General features: G+C 69.4%; 13 protein-coding genes. 8 read left to right on the forward strand and 5 right to left on the reverse strand.

The genetic code is table 11. The features are described from left to right. Positions 1 to 89 precede the first annotated feature (89 nt). From F3087_RS28530 to F3087_RS28540, 3 genes are read left to right on the forward strand one after another with little or no spacing between them, the layout of a single operon-like run. On the forward strand, positions 90 to 3,404 hold the full coding sequence (locus F3087_RS28530) for a non-ribosomal peptide synthetase (RefSeq protein WP_150405139.1): 3,315 nt from the start codon (positions 90 to 92) through the stop codon (positions 3,402 to 3,404). Continuing rightward, a complete protein-coding gene (locus tag F3087_RS28535) occupies positions 3,401 to 4,180 on the forward strand; it encodes a thioesterase II family protein (RefSeq protein ID WP_150405140.1) in 780 nt (259 codons plus the stop codon). The genes F3087_RS28530 and F3087_RS28535 overlap by 4 nt, the downstream gene beginning before the upstream one ends. Before the next feature lie 17 nt (positions 4,181 to 4,197). Next, positions 4,198 to 7,935, forward strand: a complete 3,738-nt coding sequence (locus tag F3087_RS28540) for an SDR family NAD(P)-dependent oxidoreductase (RefSeq protein WP_150405141.1) — start codon at positions 4,198 to 4,200, stop codon at positions 7,933 to 7,935. 102 nt (positions 7,936 to 8,037) lie between these two features. On the opposite strand, the gene F3087_RS28545 is transcribed toward F3087_RS28540, so the two are convergent. The 5 genes from F3087_RS28545 to F3087_RS28565 are packed head-to-tail and all read right to left on the reverse strand — an operon-like array spanning position 8,038 to position 12,954. Continuing rightward, a complete protein-coding gene (locus F3087_RS28545; RefSeq protein WP_191094178.1) occupies positions 8,038 to 9,249 on the reverse strand; it encodes an acyltransferase family protein in 1,212 nt (403 codons plus the stop codon). 56 nt (positions 9,250 to 9,305) lie between these two features. After that, positions 9,306 to 9,572 (reverse strand): acyl carrier protein, encoded by a 267-nt coding sequence (locus F3087_RS28550; protein WP_191094179.1) that lies wholly within the window; start codon positions 9,570 to 9,572, stop codon positions 9,306 to 9,308. A gap of 13 nt (positions 9,573 to 9,585) precedes the next feature. After that, positions 9,586 to 10,722, reverse strand: coding sequence for a transketolase family protein (locus F3087_RS28555; protein WP_150405144.1), 1,137 nt, complete (start codon positions 10,720 to 10,722; stop codon positions 9,586 to 9,588). Continuing rightward, positions 10,719 to 11,621 (reverse strand): transketolase, encoded by a 903-nt coding sequence (locus F3087_RS28560; protein WP_223885412.1) that lies wholly within the window; start codon positions 11,619 to 11,621, stop codon positions 10,719 to 10,721. The genes F3087_RS28555 and F3087_RS28560 overlap by 4 nt, the downstream gene beginning before the upstream one ends. A gap of 25 nt (positions 11,622 to 11,646) precedes the next feature. Further along, positions 11,647 to 12,954 carry a DegT/DnrJ/EryC1/StrS family aminotransferase gene (locus F3087_RS28565; RefSeq protein WP_150405145.1) on the reverse strand — a complete coding sequence of 436 codons (1,308 nt, stop codon included), beginning with the start codon at positions 12,952 to 12,954 and terminating at the stop codon, positions 11,647 to 11,649. Between the two features lie 359 nt (positions 12,955 to 13,313). Here F3087_RS28565 and lysW point away from each other — a divergent pair, with 359 nt between their 5' ends. The 5 genes from lysW to F3087_RS28590 are packed head-to-tail and all read left to right on the forward strand — an operon-like array spanning position 13,314 to position 17,355. Continuing rightward, the gene (gene lysW / locus F3087_RS28570; protein WP_150405146.1) at positions 13,314 to 13,493 is read left to right on the forward strand and encodes a lysine biosynthesis protein LysW; all 180 of its coding nucleotides are present in this window, start codon (positions 13,314 to 13,316) and stop codon (positions 13,491 to 13,493) included. After that, positions 13,493 to 14,473, forward strand: a complete 981-nt coding sequence (gene argC / locus F3087_RS28575; RefSeq protein ID WP_150405147.1) for an N-acetyl-gamma-glutamyl-phosphate reductase — start codon at positions 13,493 to 13,495, stop codon at positions 14,471 to 14,473. The genes lysW and argC overlap by 1 nt, the downstream gene beginning before the upstream one ends. A gap of 16 nt (positions 14,474 to 14,489) precedes the next feature. Beyond that, on the forward strand, positions 14,490 to 15,362 hold the full coding sequence (locus tag F3087_RS28580; RefSeq protein ID WP_150405148.1) for a [LysW]-aminoadipate kinase: 873 nt from the start codon (positions 14,490 to 14,492) through the stop codon (positions 15,360 to 15,362). Then, positions 15,359 to 16,534, forward strand: coding sequence for a M20/M25/M40 family metallo-hydrolase (locus tag F3087_RS28585; RefSeq protein ID WP_150405149.1), 1,176 nt, complete (start codon positions 15,359 to 15,361; stop codon positions 16,532 to 16,534). Before F3087_RS28580 ends, F3087_RS28585 begins: the two co-directional genes overlap by 4 nt. Further along, complete coding sequence (locus F3087_RS28590) at positions 16,534 to 17,355, forward strand: SDR family oxidoreductase (RefSeq protein WP_150405150.1); 822 nt, start codon at positions 16,534 to 16,536, stop codon at positions 17,353 to 17,355. Before F3087_RS28585 ends, F3087_RS28590 begins: the two co-directional genes overlap by 1 nt. Positions 17,356 to 17,395: the final 40 nt, after the last annotated feature.

The raw sequence follows: 17,395 nt of genomic DNA on the forward strand, positions 1-17,395 counted from the left end.
TGCAGAGTATTATGTTGACTTCGAGGGGTCTGTTCTCAACAGGCGACATCTAGCTGTAGTAAGTTGCAGATTGACTGGGAGGCCACGGCATGGGTCCACAGAGCGAGTTGCTTCGTCGACTGCGCCAGCTCCCGGGGGAGCGCCGAGACGAGTTGCTGGCCCAGCTGGCAGACGTCTCCTCCGGGGTCCGATCGGCACCGCTGTCCTACCGGCAGGAGCAGCTGTGGCTGTTCGACCGGCTCGCCCCGAGCAGCCTGGCCTACGGGCTCGGCTTCGCGTTCCCGATCGACGGCCCGCTCGATGCCGAGGCATTGCGCGCGGCACTGACCGATCTGTTGCGCAGGCACACGGTGTTGCGCTCGACCTTCCCGGACGAGGAGACGCGCGGCACCCAGCAGGTGCTTCCGGTGCCGGAGCTGCGGCTGACCGTGGAGGACGTGGCCGACGGGCAGTTGCGGGCTCGGGCGGACGAGGTGGTGCAGGACGAGTTGCGCCGAGGACTGCAACTCAATACCGGTCCGGCGATCCGGCTTCGGTTGCTGCGCGCCGATCCGGAACGGCATCTGCTGGTACTGATCGGCCACTACATTGTGCTCGATCCGCGGTCGGCGCGGGTTCTGCAGGGCGACTTGGCTTTTGCCTACCGTGCCCGAGTGGCCGGCGAGGCGCCGCAGTGGCCGCAGGAACCCGTCGACTTCGGCGCGTACGCGGGCTGGCAGCGGGAGTGGTGCGAGCAGGACACCGCGCGCGAGGCCACCGAATACTGGCGTGGCGCGCTATCCGGCTGGGAGGGAACGGAGTTGCCGCCGGACGGTCATCGTCCGCGACTGCTCGACCTGAGCAGCGACGCGGTCACCAGGTCGTTGCCGCCGGAACTCGTTGCCGCCGTGCACACCCTGGCCGGGACGGCGGGGGCCGAGCGGTACGATGTCTTGCTGGCCGCGCTGCTCGTGGTGATCGCCCGGCACACGGCCAGAGGCGATCTCACCGTCGGTCTGCCGTTCGACGTCACCGGACCGTTCGACGCCGATCGGCTGGTCGGTGACTGCGGCAATCTGATGCCGCTGCGGGTCGAGCTGGACGAGGCGGACAGTTTCGTCGCGGTGATCGCCGCGGTGCGGGCCGCCCGGCTGGCCGGAGCGCTGCATGCGACGTTGCCGTTCAAGCTGATCCTGGACGCGCTCGGCGTCGAGCCGGACACGGGACGATTGCCGCTCGTGCAGATCGGTTTCGTCGATACCGGCGAGCCCGCCGGCCCGATCGAGGCCGACGTCGTGCGGATCGGCTGCGAGCGGGTCGACGCCGGAGCCGGAGCGTTCGAGCTGGCGCTCGAGGTCAGCGGCGGCGAACGGCCCACGGTGGCATTGCGATTCGCCACGGCGCTCTACGGTGCGGCCACCGCCGGCCGCCTGCTGGACCGGTTCTTGCAGACCCTCGGTGCGCTGTGCACGCAGCCCGACCTGCCGCTGGGCGACGCGCCGTTCGGCACCGCGCAGGAACGCGCGGACATCCTCGAACACTGGAACGCGCCGATCGGCCTGCCCCTGGACACCCCGGTGCACGACCTCTTCGCCGAGGTCGCCGCCGCCGACCCGGACCACGCGGCGCTGGTCTGGCAGGACGGCAGCCTGAGCTACCGTGCGCTGGACGACTGGTCGCGCCGCATCGCCGACCGACTGGCCGCGGCCGGCGCCGGACCCGGTGACCTGATCCCGGTGGTGATGGAGCGCGGTCCCGCGCTGATCGCGGTCGCGCTCGGCGTGCTGCGCGCGGGGGCAGCCTACGTGCCGCTCGACGTCACCCAGCCCGACGAGCGGCTGGCGATGATCCTCGAGGACACCGACGCCAAAACCATTGTCGTCTCGCCGACTACCGCCGAACGGGTACCGCCGCCCCATCGATTGGTCATCGACCCCGACCCGGACCACGAGTCCCTGCGACTGGCGGATCCGCCCGGTGCCGCGCCGGCGGTGCCGCCCGCCGCGGCCGCCTATGTGATCTACACGTCCGGCTCCACCGGCAAGCCCAAAGGTGTTGTGGTCGAACATCGTAACGTCACCAACTTCGTTCGCACCGTGCGCGCGATGTTCGACCTGACCCCGCAGGACCGGGTGCTGCACTTCAATTCGCCCGGCTTCGACGTCTCGGTCTTCGAGATCTTCGGCACGCTGCTCAGCGGCGCGGTGCTCTATGTGATGGACGAGGATCAGCGGCGCTCGGTGGACGCGCTCGACGCGGTGCTGCGCGGGCAGCGGATCACCATCGTCGACCTGCCCCCGGCCATCATGGGACTGCTTGCGCCGGAAGGCTATCCGGATCTGCGGGTGGCGTTCGTGGGTGGCGAGGCGTTCACCGGTGAGCTGACCACTCGATGGGCGCGCGGCCGCGGCTTCTGGAACGGTTACGGACCGACCGAGACCACGGTGACCGTGGTGGCCAAGCTGTGCGAGGGGGAGTGGACCTCGTCGCCGCCGATCGGGCGGGCGATGGCCAACCACCGCGCCTACGTCGTGGACAGCACCGGGGCGGGCGTACTGCCGCCCGGCGCGATCGGCGAGCTGGCCATCGCCGGACTCGGGGTGGCGCGCGGCTACCTTGGCCGGCCCGATCTGACCGCGGACCGGTTCCGGCCGGACCCGGACGGGCCGCCCGGAACGCGCCGCTACCTCACCGGCGACCTCGCGGTCTGGGACGATGCGGGCGATCTGTGCTTCGTCGGCCGGGCCGATCGCCAGGTGAAGATCCGCGGTGTGCGCATCGAATTGGGTGAGGTGGAGGCCGCGTTGCACGCGGTGGCCGGAGTCGCTCAAGCGGTGGCCTCGGTGGTGATCGAGCCGCGGACCGGGGCGATGCTGGTCGCCTACGTGGTGCCCGAGCGAGCCGGTGAGCTGCAACTCGATTCGGTGCGCGCGGCGGTGAGCGGCCGGCTTCCCGCGGCGATGGTGCCGTCGGTGCTGGTGCCCCTGGACGAGGTGCCGCTCACCCCGAGCGGCAAGATCGACCGGCGGCGGCTGCCCGCGGTCGAGTTCTCGGTCGACGAGCTGACCGATGCCGACGAGGAGAACAGCACTCCCACCGAACGGATCATGCGCGCAGAGGTTTTCGCGCCGCTGCTCGGTGTCCGGATCGGCAACGACGTGAATTTCTTCGCCGCCGGCGGGACGAGCCTGGAGGCCATTCAACTGTCCTCACGGGTCAACGCGGTGTTCGGGGTGGCCCCCTCGATCGCGGACTTCTTCGCCGATCCGACGGTGTCCGGTCTGGCCGCGCTGGTCGACGCGGCGAAAGCCGAGCAGCAGACGCAGCAGGATGCGCTGGCGGACGCGCTGAAGCTGGTCGAAGGCCGCAGCGATGCCGAAATCGCCGCGCTGGCAGCCGAATTGGATGGGACGGCAGTGCAATGACGTCCGACGTCGGGACGGTCAGTTACACGACGGATTCGCTCTGGGTGCGCCGGTTGCCTCGCCCAGGTGCTCGGTTGCGGCTGATCTGCTTGCCGTTCGCCGGCGGCGGTGCGTCGGTGTTCCAGCGGATGGCGGCGCTGCTGCCGGCCGAGGTGGAGACGCTGGTGGTGCAACTGCCGGGGCGAGAGGACCGGTCGCGAGAGGACCCACCGAGCGACATCGGACGCCTGGTCACCGCGTGTGCGATCGCGTTGCGGCCGTACACGACGATGCCGTACGCGTTGTATGGGCATTGTGCCGGTGGGCTTCTGGCGTTCGAGATCGCGCACGAGATGGGCAAGCGGTTCGGCACTTGGCCGCGACGATTGATCGTCGGCGAGCAGCCGCCACCGCAGGCCCCGCCGCCTGCCGAGCCGCTGCATCAACTGCCCGACGAGCAGTTGCTCGCCACCGTGCGCGACCGCGGCGGGCTGCCGGAAGCCGTGGTGCGCAACGCGGAATTGCAGGAGTTCCTGCTGCCGATGCTGCGCAGCGAGTTCGCGCTCTGGGAGAACTACCGGTACCGGCCGCGCCCGCCGCTGCCGGTGCCGATCACCACGGTTCGCGGGTCCACCGGATCGGTGGATGCGCCGACCCTGGCCGGGTGGGCCGAGCAGACCGGCGCCGGATACACGGGGCTGAGCGTCGAGGGCGGTCACTACTTCATCGTCGGACTCACCGCGGCGGTCGCACGGCAGATCGGCGAGCAGTTGCCTGCCGCGGCACCGGCCGCTTAGGACGAAAGGACGCTCGCGTGAGCACTGCCGTAAGCCCGAGTACTCGGGTCGCGCCGGATGACATTGCCCGGATCGCGGCGGATACGGCGGGCGTGCTCGACGCGGCTGCCGTATACGACCGCCAGCTGCGTTCGCAACGGTCTCGGCAGGCTGTGGGCGAGCGCAGTGTGCCGACCGGTGTCGCGATCTCGCCGGACCGGCTCGCGTCGACGCGTGGGGCGACGCCGGTATTGCCCGCGGACGCGGTGTCGACGTTGCCGGAGGCGTTGGCGCGCGCGGCGCGGGTGGCCGCCGATCGCGGCACCACCTATGTGCTGCCGGATGGGAGCACGGATCGGCAGACCTATGCCGAGCTGTATGACGACGCCCGCCGGATGCTCGGCGGGTTGCGCAAGCACGGGCTGGCAGTGGGTGATTCGGTCCTGTTGCAGTGCGCGGACAGCCGGAACTTCGTGACCGCCTGGTGGGCCTGTGTGCTCGGTGGATTTCTGCCGACCGCGGTGGCGCCGGCGCCGGAGTACAGCACCGACAACGCTGGGGTGCGCAAGCTGGTCGCCGCCTGGGAACTGCTCGGGCATCCGCCGGTAGTGGCCGATCCCGAATTGCTCGCGGGGGTGCGCTCGTTGGGTGACCGGTTGCCTGATGGCGAGGCGTTGCGCGTGCTGGACGCGAGTACTTTGTTCGCTCCGGAGCCGGCTGACCGGACGGTGCCCGATCCAGGGCAACTGGTCGTCAACCTGTTGACCTCCGGTAGTACCGGTACCCCGAAATGTGTTCAGCACTACCACCATACGATCGTGGCGCGGACCTACGCCGCGATCGACGCGAACAACTTCACCGAGCACGAAGTGTCGTTGAACTGGATGCCGCTCGACCATGTCGGCGGGATGATCATGTTCAATCTGCGGGACGTGTTTCTCACCTGCGAGCACGTCAATGTGCGGACGGAGTCGGTGATCGGTCGTCCGCTGCTGTGGCTGGACTGTGTCGACCGGTTCCGGGCAACCTGTACGTGGGCGCCGAACTTCGCGTTCTCGCTGGTCTGTCAGCGGCCCGACGAGATCGCCGCAGGCGCTTGGGATCTGAGCAGTCTCACGAATATCTGCAACGCGGGCGAGGCCGTGGTGGCTCGCACCGCTCGGCGCTTCGTGGAACTGCTTGTGCCGCATCGGCTCCCGGCCGATGCGATGGTGCCGTGCTGGGGGATGTCGGAGACGTCTTCCGGCGTGACGTACTCCCGTATGCGGCTCGATGACCCAGCGGCGGCGACGATTACGCTCGAGCCCGCCTCGTTGGACGGTGGACTGCGTGAATTGCCGGTCGGTACGCCGGGTGCGCTGGTGGTGACCGAGGCAGGGACGCCGATTCCCGGTGTGGCGCTGCGGATCACAGACGATCAGGGAAGCGTGCTGCCCGAAGGGCGGGTCGGCCGGTTGCACGTGTCCGGGCACACCGTGCACTGCGGGTATGCGCACAACGAGCGGGCGAATCGGGAGAGTTTCACCGCCGACGGCTGGTTCGACACCGGGGATCTGGGGTTCCTCAGCGGCGGCCGGCTCTATCTCACCGGGCGCGGGAAGAACACGGTGATCGTCAACGGGGCGAACTTCCCCGCGCACGAGATCGAGGCGGTGGTCGAACAGGTCTCGGGCGTGCGGCCTGCGTGCTCGGCGGTGGTCGGGGTGCCCGACGAGGACACCGGGACCGACGCGCTGGTGGTGTTCTTCGTGCCGGAAACCGACGACGTGCCCGCACTGGTGGACACCATCCGGGTCGCGCTGGCGCGGGATCTGGCGTTGCGGGCGACCTATCTGGTTCCGGTGACGGTGCAGGAGTTTCCGCGGCAGCAGGGCGGAAAGGTGCAGCGCGAGCGGCTGTTCGAAGGGTGGCATGCGGGGCGGTTCGATGACCGTTGTTACGGCGGGGAAGTCGACGGTGCCGGTCCGGAAGTCGTGGATGACGACACCGGTGTCGCGGCGCTCGCGGTCGGCTGGGAGCCGTGCGAGCTGCCGCTGCGACCGCGCCCTGATGGTCCGGTGATTGCCTGTGTCTGCGATCCAGCCATCGATTGGCGGGGAGCGGTTGCTGCTCTGGTCCCGATCGGTGACGATCCTGAGCTTTTCGGCCAAGCCTTGGAACAAGCGTTGGATCAGGCCGGATCCGGTGTGCCGCAAGTGCTTTTCGTCGCCACCGGCGATACTGATTCGTCCGACGCCGGCGTCTTGACGCAGTTCCTCGCCGTGGCAGGTGCTTTGGCCCGGATTCGGCCCGAGGCCGAGCTGACTGTTCTTACTACCGGTGCCGCGCAGGCACATCCCGACGACGTGGTGGTGCCTGGGCGCGTCGGACTGACCGCGCTGGTGCGGACTGCGCGCGCGGAACGACTGGTCGCCCGCTGCGCGTTGATCGATGCTCCGGCGGACGCCGACGCGAATGTGCTTGCCGCCTTGGCGGAACAGCGGCACGACAATGACGTGGTCGCGGTGCGTGACGGCGTTCCGTTGCAGCAGCGGTTGCGGACGGTGCCGTTGCCGGAGGCCTTCGACGTGCCTACCGGAGTACTGCCGCGCGGTGGAACCTGCCTGCTCACCGGCGGACTCGGCGGTCTGGGGCGGACGGTCGCCGAGCATCTGGTGACCGCGCACGGTGCCCGGCTGCTGATCGTCGGGCGTACGCCGGTCGCGGAACTGGACGCCGGCGCGCAGGCGGAACTGGAGATCCTCGGGACGGTCGGCGAGGTCCGCTATCGCCAGGTCGACGTCGCCGACTCTGACGCGCTCGCCCGGGAAGTGACTGCGGCCGAGACGGATTGGGGTCGCGGACTGGACCTGGTACTGCACCTCGCGGGCGCTTCGGTCGCGCCGCAGTGGGATCGATTGTCCGAGCACGAGTTACGGACCGAATCCGCGGACTGGCTGGATCGGACGCTGCGCCCGAAGGCAGGCGGCTGCGTCGCCATCGACAAAATCCTTGCCACCCGGCCGGATACGGCTGTCGTGGTCTTCTCCTCCGTCAACGGGCTGTTCGGCGGCACCGGATTCGGTGCCTACTCCGCCGCCAACGCGGTGCTGGACGGCTGGGCGCAGCGCTGGTCGGCCACGGGTAGGCAGGCACAGAGTCTGGCCTGGAGTATGTGGGGTGGGCCGGGCATGAACCAGGGGAGTCCGCTGGTCGCGGCCGCTCGGCATCGGGGACTGTCGTTGATCGATCCGGTGCCCGGGATGGTGGCGCTGTTGCGTGCGCTGCATGTCGGGGCTCCGCACTTGCTGCTCGGGGCAGATCCCGCGCACGAGCAGATCAAGCCGTTCCTGGCGGCGGATCAATTGCGCAGCGGGACAATCGCGGTCGCGGTGGTGCCGCAGTCAGGGACGGATCCGCAGCGGGTGCGGGCGGCGGTGGCGGCCAGGCTGGCCGGGCACGCCATCTTCGCCCGGGTGGCGGTGACCTCGCGGATCGAGCGGGATCGCAGTGGCGCTCCGGACCGGGTGGCCCTGCTGGCCGCCATCGGCGCCGGGAGCGCCGGCTACGTGGCGCCCGAGGGCTGGCTGGAAGAGCTGGTGGCGGGGGCTGCGGCGGCGGTGCTGGCGGTGGCGCGGGTCGGGCGGGAGGACTCGTTCTTCGGGCTCGGATTCGACTCGTTGCGGGCGGTGCAGCTGGCGGCGACGTTGAGTGAGCGGCTCGAGCAGCCGGTCAGTGTGGGGTTGCTGTACGAATCGCCGACGGTGCGTTCGCTGGCCGCCAGCATCGCGGTCTGAGCACCCGGAAGCCGACGACAACCAACAGAAGCCGACGACAAGGCGATGGCCTTTCCGGATACAACCGGAAAGGCCATCTTTGGGTCGAGTTGGGCCGCAACCCTATTGCGGGGCCGTGGTGACCGGCACACTCTGTGGCGGTCGGCTCGAACGACTCCACCGATTCATCGCGGGCCGCTCCACGAACAGATGCAACAGCACGGCCAACCCGATACTGACCGCGATCGTCACCACCGACAACGCGATCACCCAAGGCCACGAAGAGGTTCCGCTCGGATCCCCGCCCCAGCCCGGCGAAGTACGCCCGATCGGACCGTAGGCCACGACCAGCCAGTGGATCAGGTAGATCGCGTACGAGATCTCGCCGAGGAAGACCATCTTCCGCCCGCCGAATGCCGTTGCGCGCGAGCCGAGATCGGCGGTGGCGACCGCCCCGATCACCAGCGCCATCGGCACCGCCTGCAGCACCGCGACACCGAAACGCAGCGGCAGCACGCCCTGCGCGAACACCGCGAGGATCGGCAGCACGAGCGCCACCGGCAGCGGGAACCGGATCCACTTACCGTGAATCAGGATCTGCGCCAGCACCATGCCGAGGATGAACTCCAGCATCCGCACCGGCGGGAAGAAGGTCATGAACCACATCTGCAGCCACGGCACGCCGGTGCCCTGCTGAATCTCCGAGGCGGGCAACAGGGTTGCCACGAACGGGACCGACCAGATCAGCGCGTAGGTGGCGATGAACGCCAACCACAGCCGCTCGGGCCGGATCTTCTGCACCAGCGGCAGCAGAATCGGGAACAGCAGGTAGAACAGCAGATCCAGGCCCAGCGACCAGGTCGGCGCGTTCGACCAGAGGTTGTAGAGCAGGTGCTGATCCGGAATCCACGCGTGCACCAGGAACAGCGTGGCCACCGTGTCCCGAGCCGACAGGGCATGCCCGGCGATCGCCGCGAGCACGCACAGCACGGCGAACGTCACCAGATGGTTCGGGTAGACCCGGAAGAACCGGCGCCGCCAGAACCGCTTCACCGGAACCTTTTTCGTGGTGACCCAGGTCAGCACGAACCCGCTCAGCACGAAGAAGAACGACAGCGCGGCGATGCCGATGGCGTGGAAGGTGCCGATCACCGGCCGCGAGTCGGTCAACCGCGGCAGCACATTGATCCCGACGTGGCACAGCACGACCGCCATCGCCGCGTAGAAGCGCAATCCGGTGAGCGAGGGCATGTTCCGCGTGCGGTCGACCGTGGGTTTCGTCGTCTCGGCCGCAGGCGCCGGGGCGGGCACCGCTTTCAGCGTGGGTTCCTCCATGGGACTGCCTCCAGCAACTGATGTCGTCAGGTGATCACGAGGTCGCGACGCCATGCTCACGCACCCCCGTCGGCCACGGTCTGCGGGAGTTCACCGGCCAGCTCGCGGATCGCGGTGGCCTGATAGAACTTCCGGGCCGGCAGGCGCACGCCCTGTTCGGCCTCGATCAGGTCGAGCACCTCGATGGCGGTCAGCGAGGTGCCGCCCAGGGCGAAGAACTCGTCGTCCGGGGTGGTCTCCTGCTTCAACTGGAGTACGCGCTGGAATACGCTCTGCACGTAGCGGATTCGGGCCTCGTCGCGGACCCGTGCCGGACTGTCCATCGTCATCACCTCGTCAAAGGGCAGCGGCACTGTGCGGCGCCGGTTGCTGGATCGGTCGATCATTCGGTTCGTGGGTCCGGTCGTCCGGCCGCCGGGCGAGCAACTCTCGCGCGGCGGCCAGCACGGCCTCGGTACTCACGCCATGTGCCTGCAACACGGTCCGCTGGTCGTGCACGCGGGCGCCGGGGCGTCCGCGTACCGCCAATCGGCGCAGTGGCACGGCCAGTTCGGCCGACACCACCTCGGCGACCGCGTCACCCAGGCCGCCCTGCGGGCGATGCTCCTCGACGGTGACCACGCCGGCGCGGCCGCGGCAGGCGGTCAGCAGGCCGTCGCGGTCCAGTGGGTGCAGGGTGTGCAGGTCGACGACCTGCGCGCCGATTCCCTCGACGGCCATTTCGTCGGCCGCTTCGAGGGCGAAAAGCAGTGGTAGCGGGCCTGCCGCGACGATCGTGACGTCCGCGCCCGCGCGCAGCACCCTGGCCTTGCCGAACACCAGATCGGGCGTCGGGCCCGGTGGTATCGGGGTGGCCGAGCGGCCCAGTCGGAGGTAGGCCGGACCGGGTAGGTCGTGCAATTGGCGCGTGGCGGAACCGATTTGGCGCGCGTCGCCGGGGACGACGATCGCCAGATCGAACAGGGCGCGGGTCACGGCCAGGTCTTCCAACGCGAAGTGGCTGGTGCCGAAATGCGCGGCGGAGACGCCGCCGTGGGTGGCGATCACTCGTACCGGCAGCCGGTTGCCGACAATGTCGAGCTTCAGGAACTCACCCGCGCGCATCGTGGCGAAGGTGGCCATGGTGTGCACGTACGGGATGAATCCGCGTCGTGCGAGTCCGGCGGCGACCGTCATCAGGTTGGCCTCGGCGATGCCGACATTGATATAGCGGTCAGGGAACTGCTCGCCGAAGGTGTTCTCCAAGCCGCCGGTATCGGAGTCGAGGCAGATCACCCGGGGGTCGCCGGCGGCCAGCTCCAAGAGCGCTTCGCGGTAGGCGGCCCGCGGATCAGGGCCGAGTTCGGGAACGTGCTGTACCGCAGCTGGATCCGGGACAGTTGGCTGGTCTGCGACCGGGCGAGGATCGGAAGCTGTTGCTACGTCGGCGACTTGGGGTGAGTCGACGTCCGGGATGATCGGTGTGCCCGTCATGACGTGGCTCCCGCCGGTCGGGCGAGTGCGGCCAACGCTCGGCGCACCAGCGCCGGCTTGAGTTTGGCGTAGTGCCCGGCGACGCGATCCTCCAGGAATGGCACCCCGCGGCCTTTCACGGTCCGGGCGATAACCATGACCGGACCGTCCGGGGACGGCCGCAGCGCCTCGCGCAACGCGCTCAGATCGTGGCCGTCGATGCTGCGCACCTGCCAGCCGAAGGCGGTGAACTTGGCGTCGAGCGGTTCGAGCCCGACGCAGTCTTCGGTGCGGCCGGTGATCTGTAATCCATTGCGGTCCACCGCCGCGACGAGTCCGGTCAGCTTGCGATGCCCGGCCAGCAGAGCTGCCTCCCAGACGCTGCCCTCTTGCAACTCGCCGTCACCGAGCAGGGTGTACACGTGGCGGTCGCCGCCGGACAGTTGCTCGGCCAGGGCCAGCCCGATCGACAGTCCGAGACCGTGACCCAATGAGCCGGTGGCGAATTCGACTCCCGGCAGTTCGTACGGCGGGTGGCCGAACAGGCGGCTACCGGGGCGGGCGTAGGTGTCCAGCTCCTCGGCCGGAATGCGCCCGAGCTGGGCCAGCGCGCTGTACAGCGCGGGTGCCGCGTGACCCTTGCTGAGCACGAAAGAGTCTCCGGGGCGCAGCAATTCGGCGTAGAGGACGGCAATCAGGTCGGCGCTGGAAAGGCTGCCGCCCGCGTGCGCGCCCTCGGGTCCGCCCGCCATCCGGATCACGTCTTCACGGACACGCTGTGCCATCTCCGCCGAATTCCGCGACGATGCTGTGGCATGCGCGGCTGCCGTGGCGTCCGTCGGCGGCGCAGCCTCGATCGGTGCCGCACCGTTCGCGGGCGGTGCGGGGGAATGCGGCGGGCCGGTGGTGGCCATGGCCATGTCGTGTTCCCTTCGAGTCGGTGGGTCAGCCCTTGCGGAGCACTTCGCGCCAGCCCGGGGCGGGGCGGGAGCTGGCCATTCGGCGGATGAGATCGAGGTGCTGCCACACCTTTTCGAAGGCGTCGGCATAGCGCTGGAGCAGTGGACCGGCGGCCGGATCGAGGTGGCGGCGTTGCAGGCAGAGTGATCCGTCGACGACAGCGGCGGTCACCGGGAAGCGCTCGGCGACCTCGTCGAGAGCGGCCGACTCGGACAGCCCTGCGCGGCGGAACGCGGGGTGCGCGGGCAGCGGGACCACCTGGTACTGGGAGACCGGCACGCCCTCGGCCCGCAGTACCCGGTGCAGGGCGGCGCGCAGACCGGTCCGATGCTCGGGACCGAGGCCGAACGCCGTGGGATCGGGCATCAACCGGAGGATGTGCCATGCGTGCGTGCGGCCAGGGGGAACGCTGGGTACGCGCAGTCCGGGCAGTTGAGCCAGTCGGTTCAGGAAGCCGCGGATGTGTGGCTCGCGTTGGCGGGCAGCATCGTCGAACCGCGTCAGCTGAGACAGGGTGAATGCGGCGGCAATGGGCGCTATTCGGGCGTTGAGCGCGGCCCGGTGGGCGATGTAGGTGCGGGCGCCGGACGGGGGCAACTCGCCGAAGTTGCGCAGCCGCACCAACTGTTCGTGCAGGTCGTCATCGTCGGTGGTGATGAGCCCGCCCTCGCCGCAGGTCGGCAGGTTCTTGTGCGGGTGCAGGCTGAAACAGCCCGCGGCGCCGAGCGCGCCGACGCGACGGCCGTCGAGTTGCGCGCCGTGTGCCTGGGCGGCGTCCTCCACGACGGGGATGTCCAGGCGGTCGGCCAGTTCGCGCAGTGCGGGCATGTCGGCCGGGAGGCCGTGCAGGTGCACCGGCAGCAGGGCCTTGGTACGCGGCCCGGCGGCGTGGGCGGCGGATCTCGGGTCGAGGGTGTAGGTCGCGGGTTCCACGTCGGCGAAGACGGCGGTGCCGCCGGCCGCGTAGACGGCGTGGGCGGTGGCGTTCATGGTCAGCGCCGGGACGATCACCTCGTCGCCGGGACCGATGCCGCGGCCGCGCAGGGCCAGGTGCAGCGCGGCGGTGCCGGAGGCGACGGCGACGCAGTGCCGGGTTCCGGTGGCCTTGGCCCACGCGTTCTCCAGTTCGCCCACTTCGGGTTCCGCGGGGGTGGCGGCGTTGAGCTTGCCGCTGCGGAGCACGCGGAGCACGGCTGCTTCATCCGCCGCGGTCACGATCGGCCAGTCGCCGCCCGTGGTGTCTTTGGGAACGGCTCGAGGGCCGCCGAGTAGCGCGAGGCCGGTTTCAGGCATGAGCGGGGACCACTTCTATGCCGCGAAACTTGCCGCATTTGGATGCAGACTCTGCACAGTCGTCATGCAGACGTTGTCGGGTTTTTGCGCCCCCGCCGGTGATCCGTCCACCCCGGTTCGCGCGACCTGCCCACTCGATCTCCACCGCCGTGCCTCCGTGTCTATTCCGCGATGTAGCAGCCGAACTGAGTCGCCGACTCGAATACTCTGCGATCGCTTCTGCCAGTGCCTGCCCCGTGGTCACGTCGGGTTTTCCGTGTCCCTTTGGCTTGCGATCTGGGGTGTGTTGACGTGAAGTATGTGTTAGTTTTTGCAGTGTGAATATAGACAGTAGTCACACAATCTACGGGAGGCAACCCATGACTACCGCAGTAAGTGCGGAGTGTCCCGAGTGCCGGGATTCGGTGAAACTGTCCAATGACCTGCTGGTTGCCGAGATCGTGATCTGTCAACACTGCACGAGCGAGCTCGAGGTAGTGGCGACCGAACCCGTCGTGTTGGCGTTGGCTCCCGAGGTCGAAGAGGACTGGGGCGAGTAGTGAAGGTGAGCGTCGTCGGCGCGGCCGGCTACACCGGTGGCGAGCTGCTCCGGTTGGTGCACGGACATCCGGAATTGGAGCTGGTGCAAGCCATCTCGCGCCGGTATGCGGGCAGGCCGGTGTCGGAGGTGCACCCGAATCTGCATCACCTCGGGCTGACCTTCCACGCGCCGCCGGAGCTCGATCGAGTGAGTATCGCCTTTCTGGCCGTGTCGATGGGCGCCGCCGCGGAGCTGGAAGCCGGTGTCGGCGAGCGCGCGGAGACGATCGTGGATTTGAGCCCGGACTTCCGGGCGGGTGCCCGGTCGGCGACGGGCATCGAGTACAAGACCGGTCTGCCGGAACTCTTCGCCGACGAGTTGGCCGGCGCCACCCGGATCAGTGTTCCCGGATGCATGGCGACGGCTGCCATATTGGCGTTGGAGCCGATACAGCGCGCGGGACTCGTCTCCGGTGATGTGGTGGTGGACGCGCGGACCGGCTCATCGGGGTCAGGCGCCGAGCCCACGCCGGCTTCCCATCATGCCGAGCGCGGGCAGGCCTTTCGGGTCTATCGCCCGGCCGGACATCGGCACGAGGCGGAGATCGCCGAGCTCGCGGGGGTGCGGGCGCGGATGACCGTGACGGCCGTGCCCGCGGTGCGCGGCGTGCAGGTGATCTGTCACGTCACGCCGCCACGGCCGGTCACTCGGCAGGAAGTCTTACGGATTTTGCAGCGGGCCTACCGCGACCGCCCGTTCGTCCGGGTGGTGGCGCGCGGCCGCGGCGTGCATCGGATGCCGGATCCACAGTTCTTGTCCGGCAGCAACTTTGTCGATATCGGCTGCGTGGTGGACGCGGACGGCGGCCGGATCGTGCTGGTCGCGGCCTTGGACAACTTGGTCAAGGGTGCGGCGGGTGGCGGCGTGCAAAGCCTGAACGTAGCCAGTGGCTTGGCCGAGGACGCGGGTCTGGGTTTCCCCGGCCTGCATCCTGCCTGATCGGAGAGTGCGGGACATGACGGCGCAGCGAAATGAACACGGCCGGAGCAGGCCTGGCCTGGTGCGGGACGCGCTGACCGCCGGAGTGATCGTGGTCAAGATCGGTGGCGGCGCGGACCCGGAACCGGTGCTCGACGAGGTGGCCGAGCTGGCCGCGGCCGGGCAGCCGGTGGTGCTCGTGCACGGTGGCGGCGTCGCCGCGGATCGGCTCGCCGACCAGCTCGCCGTGCCGCGCGAAGTGATCGAGTCGCCGGACGGAACACACAGCAGGCGCACCGATCCGCGCATGCTCGCGGTACTCACCCTGACCCTGCTCGGACAGGTGAAACCCCAACTGGTCAGCGGATTACGAGCGCGCGGCGCGTCCGCGGTCGGCCTCAGCGGCGCGGACGGCGCACTGATCACCGCATCCCGCAAACCTGCCATCCGTTCCGTGCAAGCCGGGCGGACCACACTGATCCGCGACGACCAGTCCGGCCGGATCGACCAGGTCGACCCCAGCCTGCTGCGCGTGTTGCTGGCGCGCGGTGACGTCCCCGTGGTATCTCCGCCCGCCAGTGACACCGAGGGCAACCTGCTCAATGTCGACGCCGACGAGGTCGCGGCCAGGCTCGCCGCCGCGCTGAACGCCTCGGCTCTCGTGCTGCTCACCGACGTCTGCGGCGTGCTGTCCGACCCCGCCGATCCGGCCAGCCGAATCGACGAAGTCGGCCCAGACCACCTGACCGGCGATGTCGTACGCGGACGGATGCGGCACAAGGTCCGCGCCGGGCTGCGCGCCAGCCGGACCGTGGCGCAGGTGAGTATCGCCTCCGCCCACCAGCATCGGCCGATCCGACAGGCCTTGGCCGGCGGCGGCACCTGGGTGCGCGAAGGAAGTGCCGCATGAGTGACTCACGCCCGGCCATCGCTCGATCCCGCCCGGTCCGCCCGCTCGACTTGCAGGGCGACTACCCGGCCTGGTTGCTGCGCGCCGCCGTCGGCATCCCCTCGGTTTCCGGCGAGGAACTGCCGGTCGCCGGTTTCCTCGCCGAACAGTTGACCGCACTGGGTTTCGACGCGCACGTCGACGAGGTCGGCAACGTGCACGGCGTGATCGGCCCGAGCACCGCGCCCACCGTGATGCTGCTCGGCCACATCGACACTGTCCCCGGCCGAGTCCCGGTCTGCCAGATCGGCGATCTGCTCTACGGCCGCGGCGCGGTGGACGCCAAAGGCGCGATGGTGGCGATGATTTGCGCCGCCGCGCGCAGCAGCGACGTGCGCGTGCACGTGGTCGGCGCGGTCGGCGAGGAGGTGGCCGGCGGGCGCGGCGCGTTGCATGTGATGGCCACGGTCCCGAAACCCGCGGCGGTGGTGATCGGCGAACCGAGCGGCTGGGACGGAATCTGCCTGGGCTACAAGGGCCGAACGGGCATCGGCTACGAAATGCAGCAGCCGCCGCTGCACACCAGCAGCCCGGAACCGACCGCGGTCGAATGGGCCGTTCGGTTCGCGTCGGAGGTGCAGGGCTACCTGCGTGGCCTCTCGCCCGAGGCCGATCCGATCGCGTTCGGCGTCGCCACCGGCACGCTCACCTGGCTGCGCGGCGACCTCGCCCGTGCCGAGGCGTTCCTTACTTGCCGAGTGCCACCCGGTTTCGACTTCGCCGCACTGGAACGTTTCGCCAAAAGCCTTCCGCACAGCCGGATCTGGGTCGACGAACGAGTGCCCGGCGTGACCCGTCCGCGGGCCGATCCGGTGGTCAGTCAGCTGCGCGCGGCGATCGCTTCCCGGGGTGTGCGACCCACGCTGAAGCTCAAGGCCGGCAGCTCGGACATGAACACGCTCGACCCGTGGGGCGTACCGATGGCCGCCTACGGACCGGGCGATGCCCACCTGGATCACACGATCGATGAACACATCGCGCTCAGCGACCTCTACCGCGCGATCGACGTTCTAGCGCTGACGCTGCCCCGCCTCGCCCGGCAGCTACCCGCCCCAGCCGCCGAAACCGTGGACCGTCCACCGGCTTTGGTCGGACCGGCACCGCACGACCGAACACATTCTTTGGAGGCCTGATGCTGCTCGACGGGAATGTCGCCATGATCACCGGCGCCGCTCGCGCGCTAGGCCGTTCGCACGCATTGCTTTTCGCCGGCGAGGGCGCGGACCTGATCCTGGTCGACCAGTGCGAGCCGGACGCCGGACCCTATCCGATGTCGAGCAGGCGCGATCTGGAGGAAACCGCCGAATCCTGCCGCAGGCTGGGCAGCCGGGTAGTCACCGCGGTGGCCGACGTCCGTGACCAAGCGGCCGTGGACAAAGCGACGGCCGCCGGGGTGGACGAATTCGGCCGGATCGACGTGCTGCTGAACAACGCCGGAATGCTCGGCCCTGGCGGTCGCCGCGTGCACGAACTGACCGAGGAACAGTGGCAACTCGCCCTCGACGTCAACCTCAGCGGCACCTGGCGCTGCTGCCGGGCGGTGTTGCCGCACATGGTCGAACAGGGCGGCGGCCGCATCGTGAACACCTCGTCCACCGGCGGCCGCGTCGCCTTCGAGATGTACGCCAACTACGTCGCCGCCAAGCACGGCGTGATCGGCCTGACCAAAGCCATTGCGCTGGAATACGGCCGCAACGGCGTGCGCGCGAACGCGGTGTGCCCCAGCACCGTTGCCGACAACTCGTCGCTCGGCACCCGCAGCACCCGCGCGGTCGCCGAGGGCATGGGCGCCGAATTGCAGGACTACGAGCGCAGTTCCGCCGCTCTGCATCCGATCGGCCGGCTGGTCACCGCGGCCGAGGTGTCGGCGGCCTGCCTCTGGCTGGCCGGCCCGCACTCCGGCGGCGTCACCGGCACCGAGCTAGTGGTCGACGGCGGCTTCACCGCCCGCTGACCCGAACGAACTGTCCAGCAAAGACATCCGCAAAACCGAC

Source organism: Nocardia colli, assembly GCF_008704205.1.
Classification (GTDB): domain Bacteria; phylum Actinomycetota; class Actinomycetes; order Mycobacteriales; family Mycobacteriaceae; genus Nocardia; species Nocardia colli.

Excerpts from the sequence above, each read along its gene's own strand:
- F3087_RS28585 (WP_150405149.1), top strand. The coding sequence starts at position 15,359 with ATGAGTGACTCACGCCCGGCCATCGCTCGATCCCGCCCGGTCCGCCCG.
- F3087_RS28555 (WP_150405144.1), bottom strand. The coding sequence starts at position 10,722 with ATGACGGGCACACCGATCATCCCGGACGTCGACTCACCCCAAGTCGCC.
- F3087_RS28545 (WP_191094178.1), bottom strand. The coding sequence starts at position 9,249 with ATGGAGGAACCCACGCTGAAAGCGGTGCCCGCCCCGGCGCCTGCGGCC.
- F3087_RS28535 (WP_150405140.1), top strand. The coding sequence starts at position 3,401 with ATGACGTCCGACGTCGGGACGGTCAGTTACACGACGGATTCGCTCTGG.
- F3087_RS28580 (WP_150405148.1), top strand. The coding sequence starts at position 14,490 with ATGACGGCGCAGCGAAATGAACACGGCCGGAGCAGGCCTGGCCTGGTG.
- F3087_RS28565 (WP_150405145.1), bottom strand. The coding sequence starts at position 12,954 with ATGCCTGAAACCGGCCTCGCGCTACTCGGCGGCCCTCGAGCCGTTCCC.
- F3087_RS28530 (WP_150405139.1), top strand. The coding sequence starts at position 90 with ATGGGTCCACAGAGCGAGTTGCTTCGTCGACTGCGCCAGCTCCCGGGG.
- F3087_RS28550 (WP_191094179.1), bottom strand. The coding sequence starts at position 9,572 with ATGGACAGTCCGGCACGGGTCCGCGACGAGGCCCGAATCCGCTACGTG.
- lysW (WP_150405146.1), top strand. The coding sequence starts at position 13,314 with ATGACTACCGCAGTAAGTGCGGAGTGTCCCGAGTGCCGGGATTCGGTG.
- F3087_RS28560 (WP_223885412.1), bottom strand. The coding sequence starts at position 11,621 with ATGGCCATGGCCACCACCGGCCCGCCGCATTCCCCCGCACCGCCCGCG.
- F3087_RS28590 (WP_150405150.1), top strand. The coding sequence starts at position 16,534 with ATGCTGCTCGACGGGAATGTCGCCATGATCACCGGCGCCGCTCGCGCG.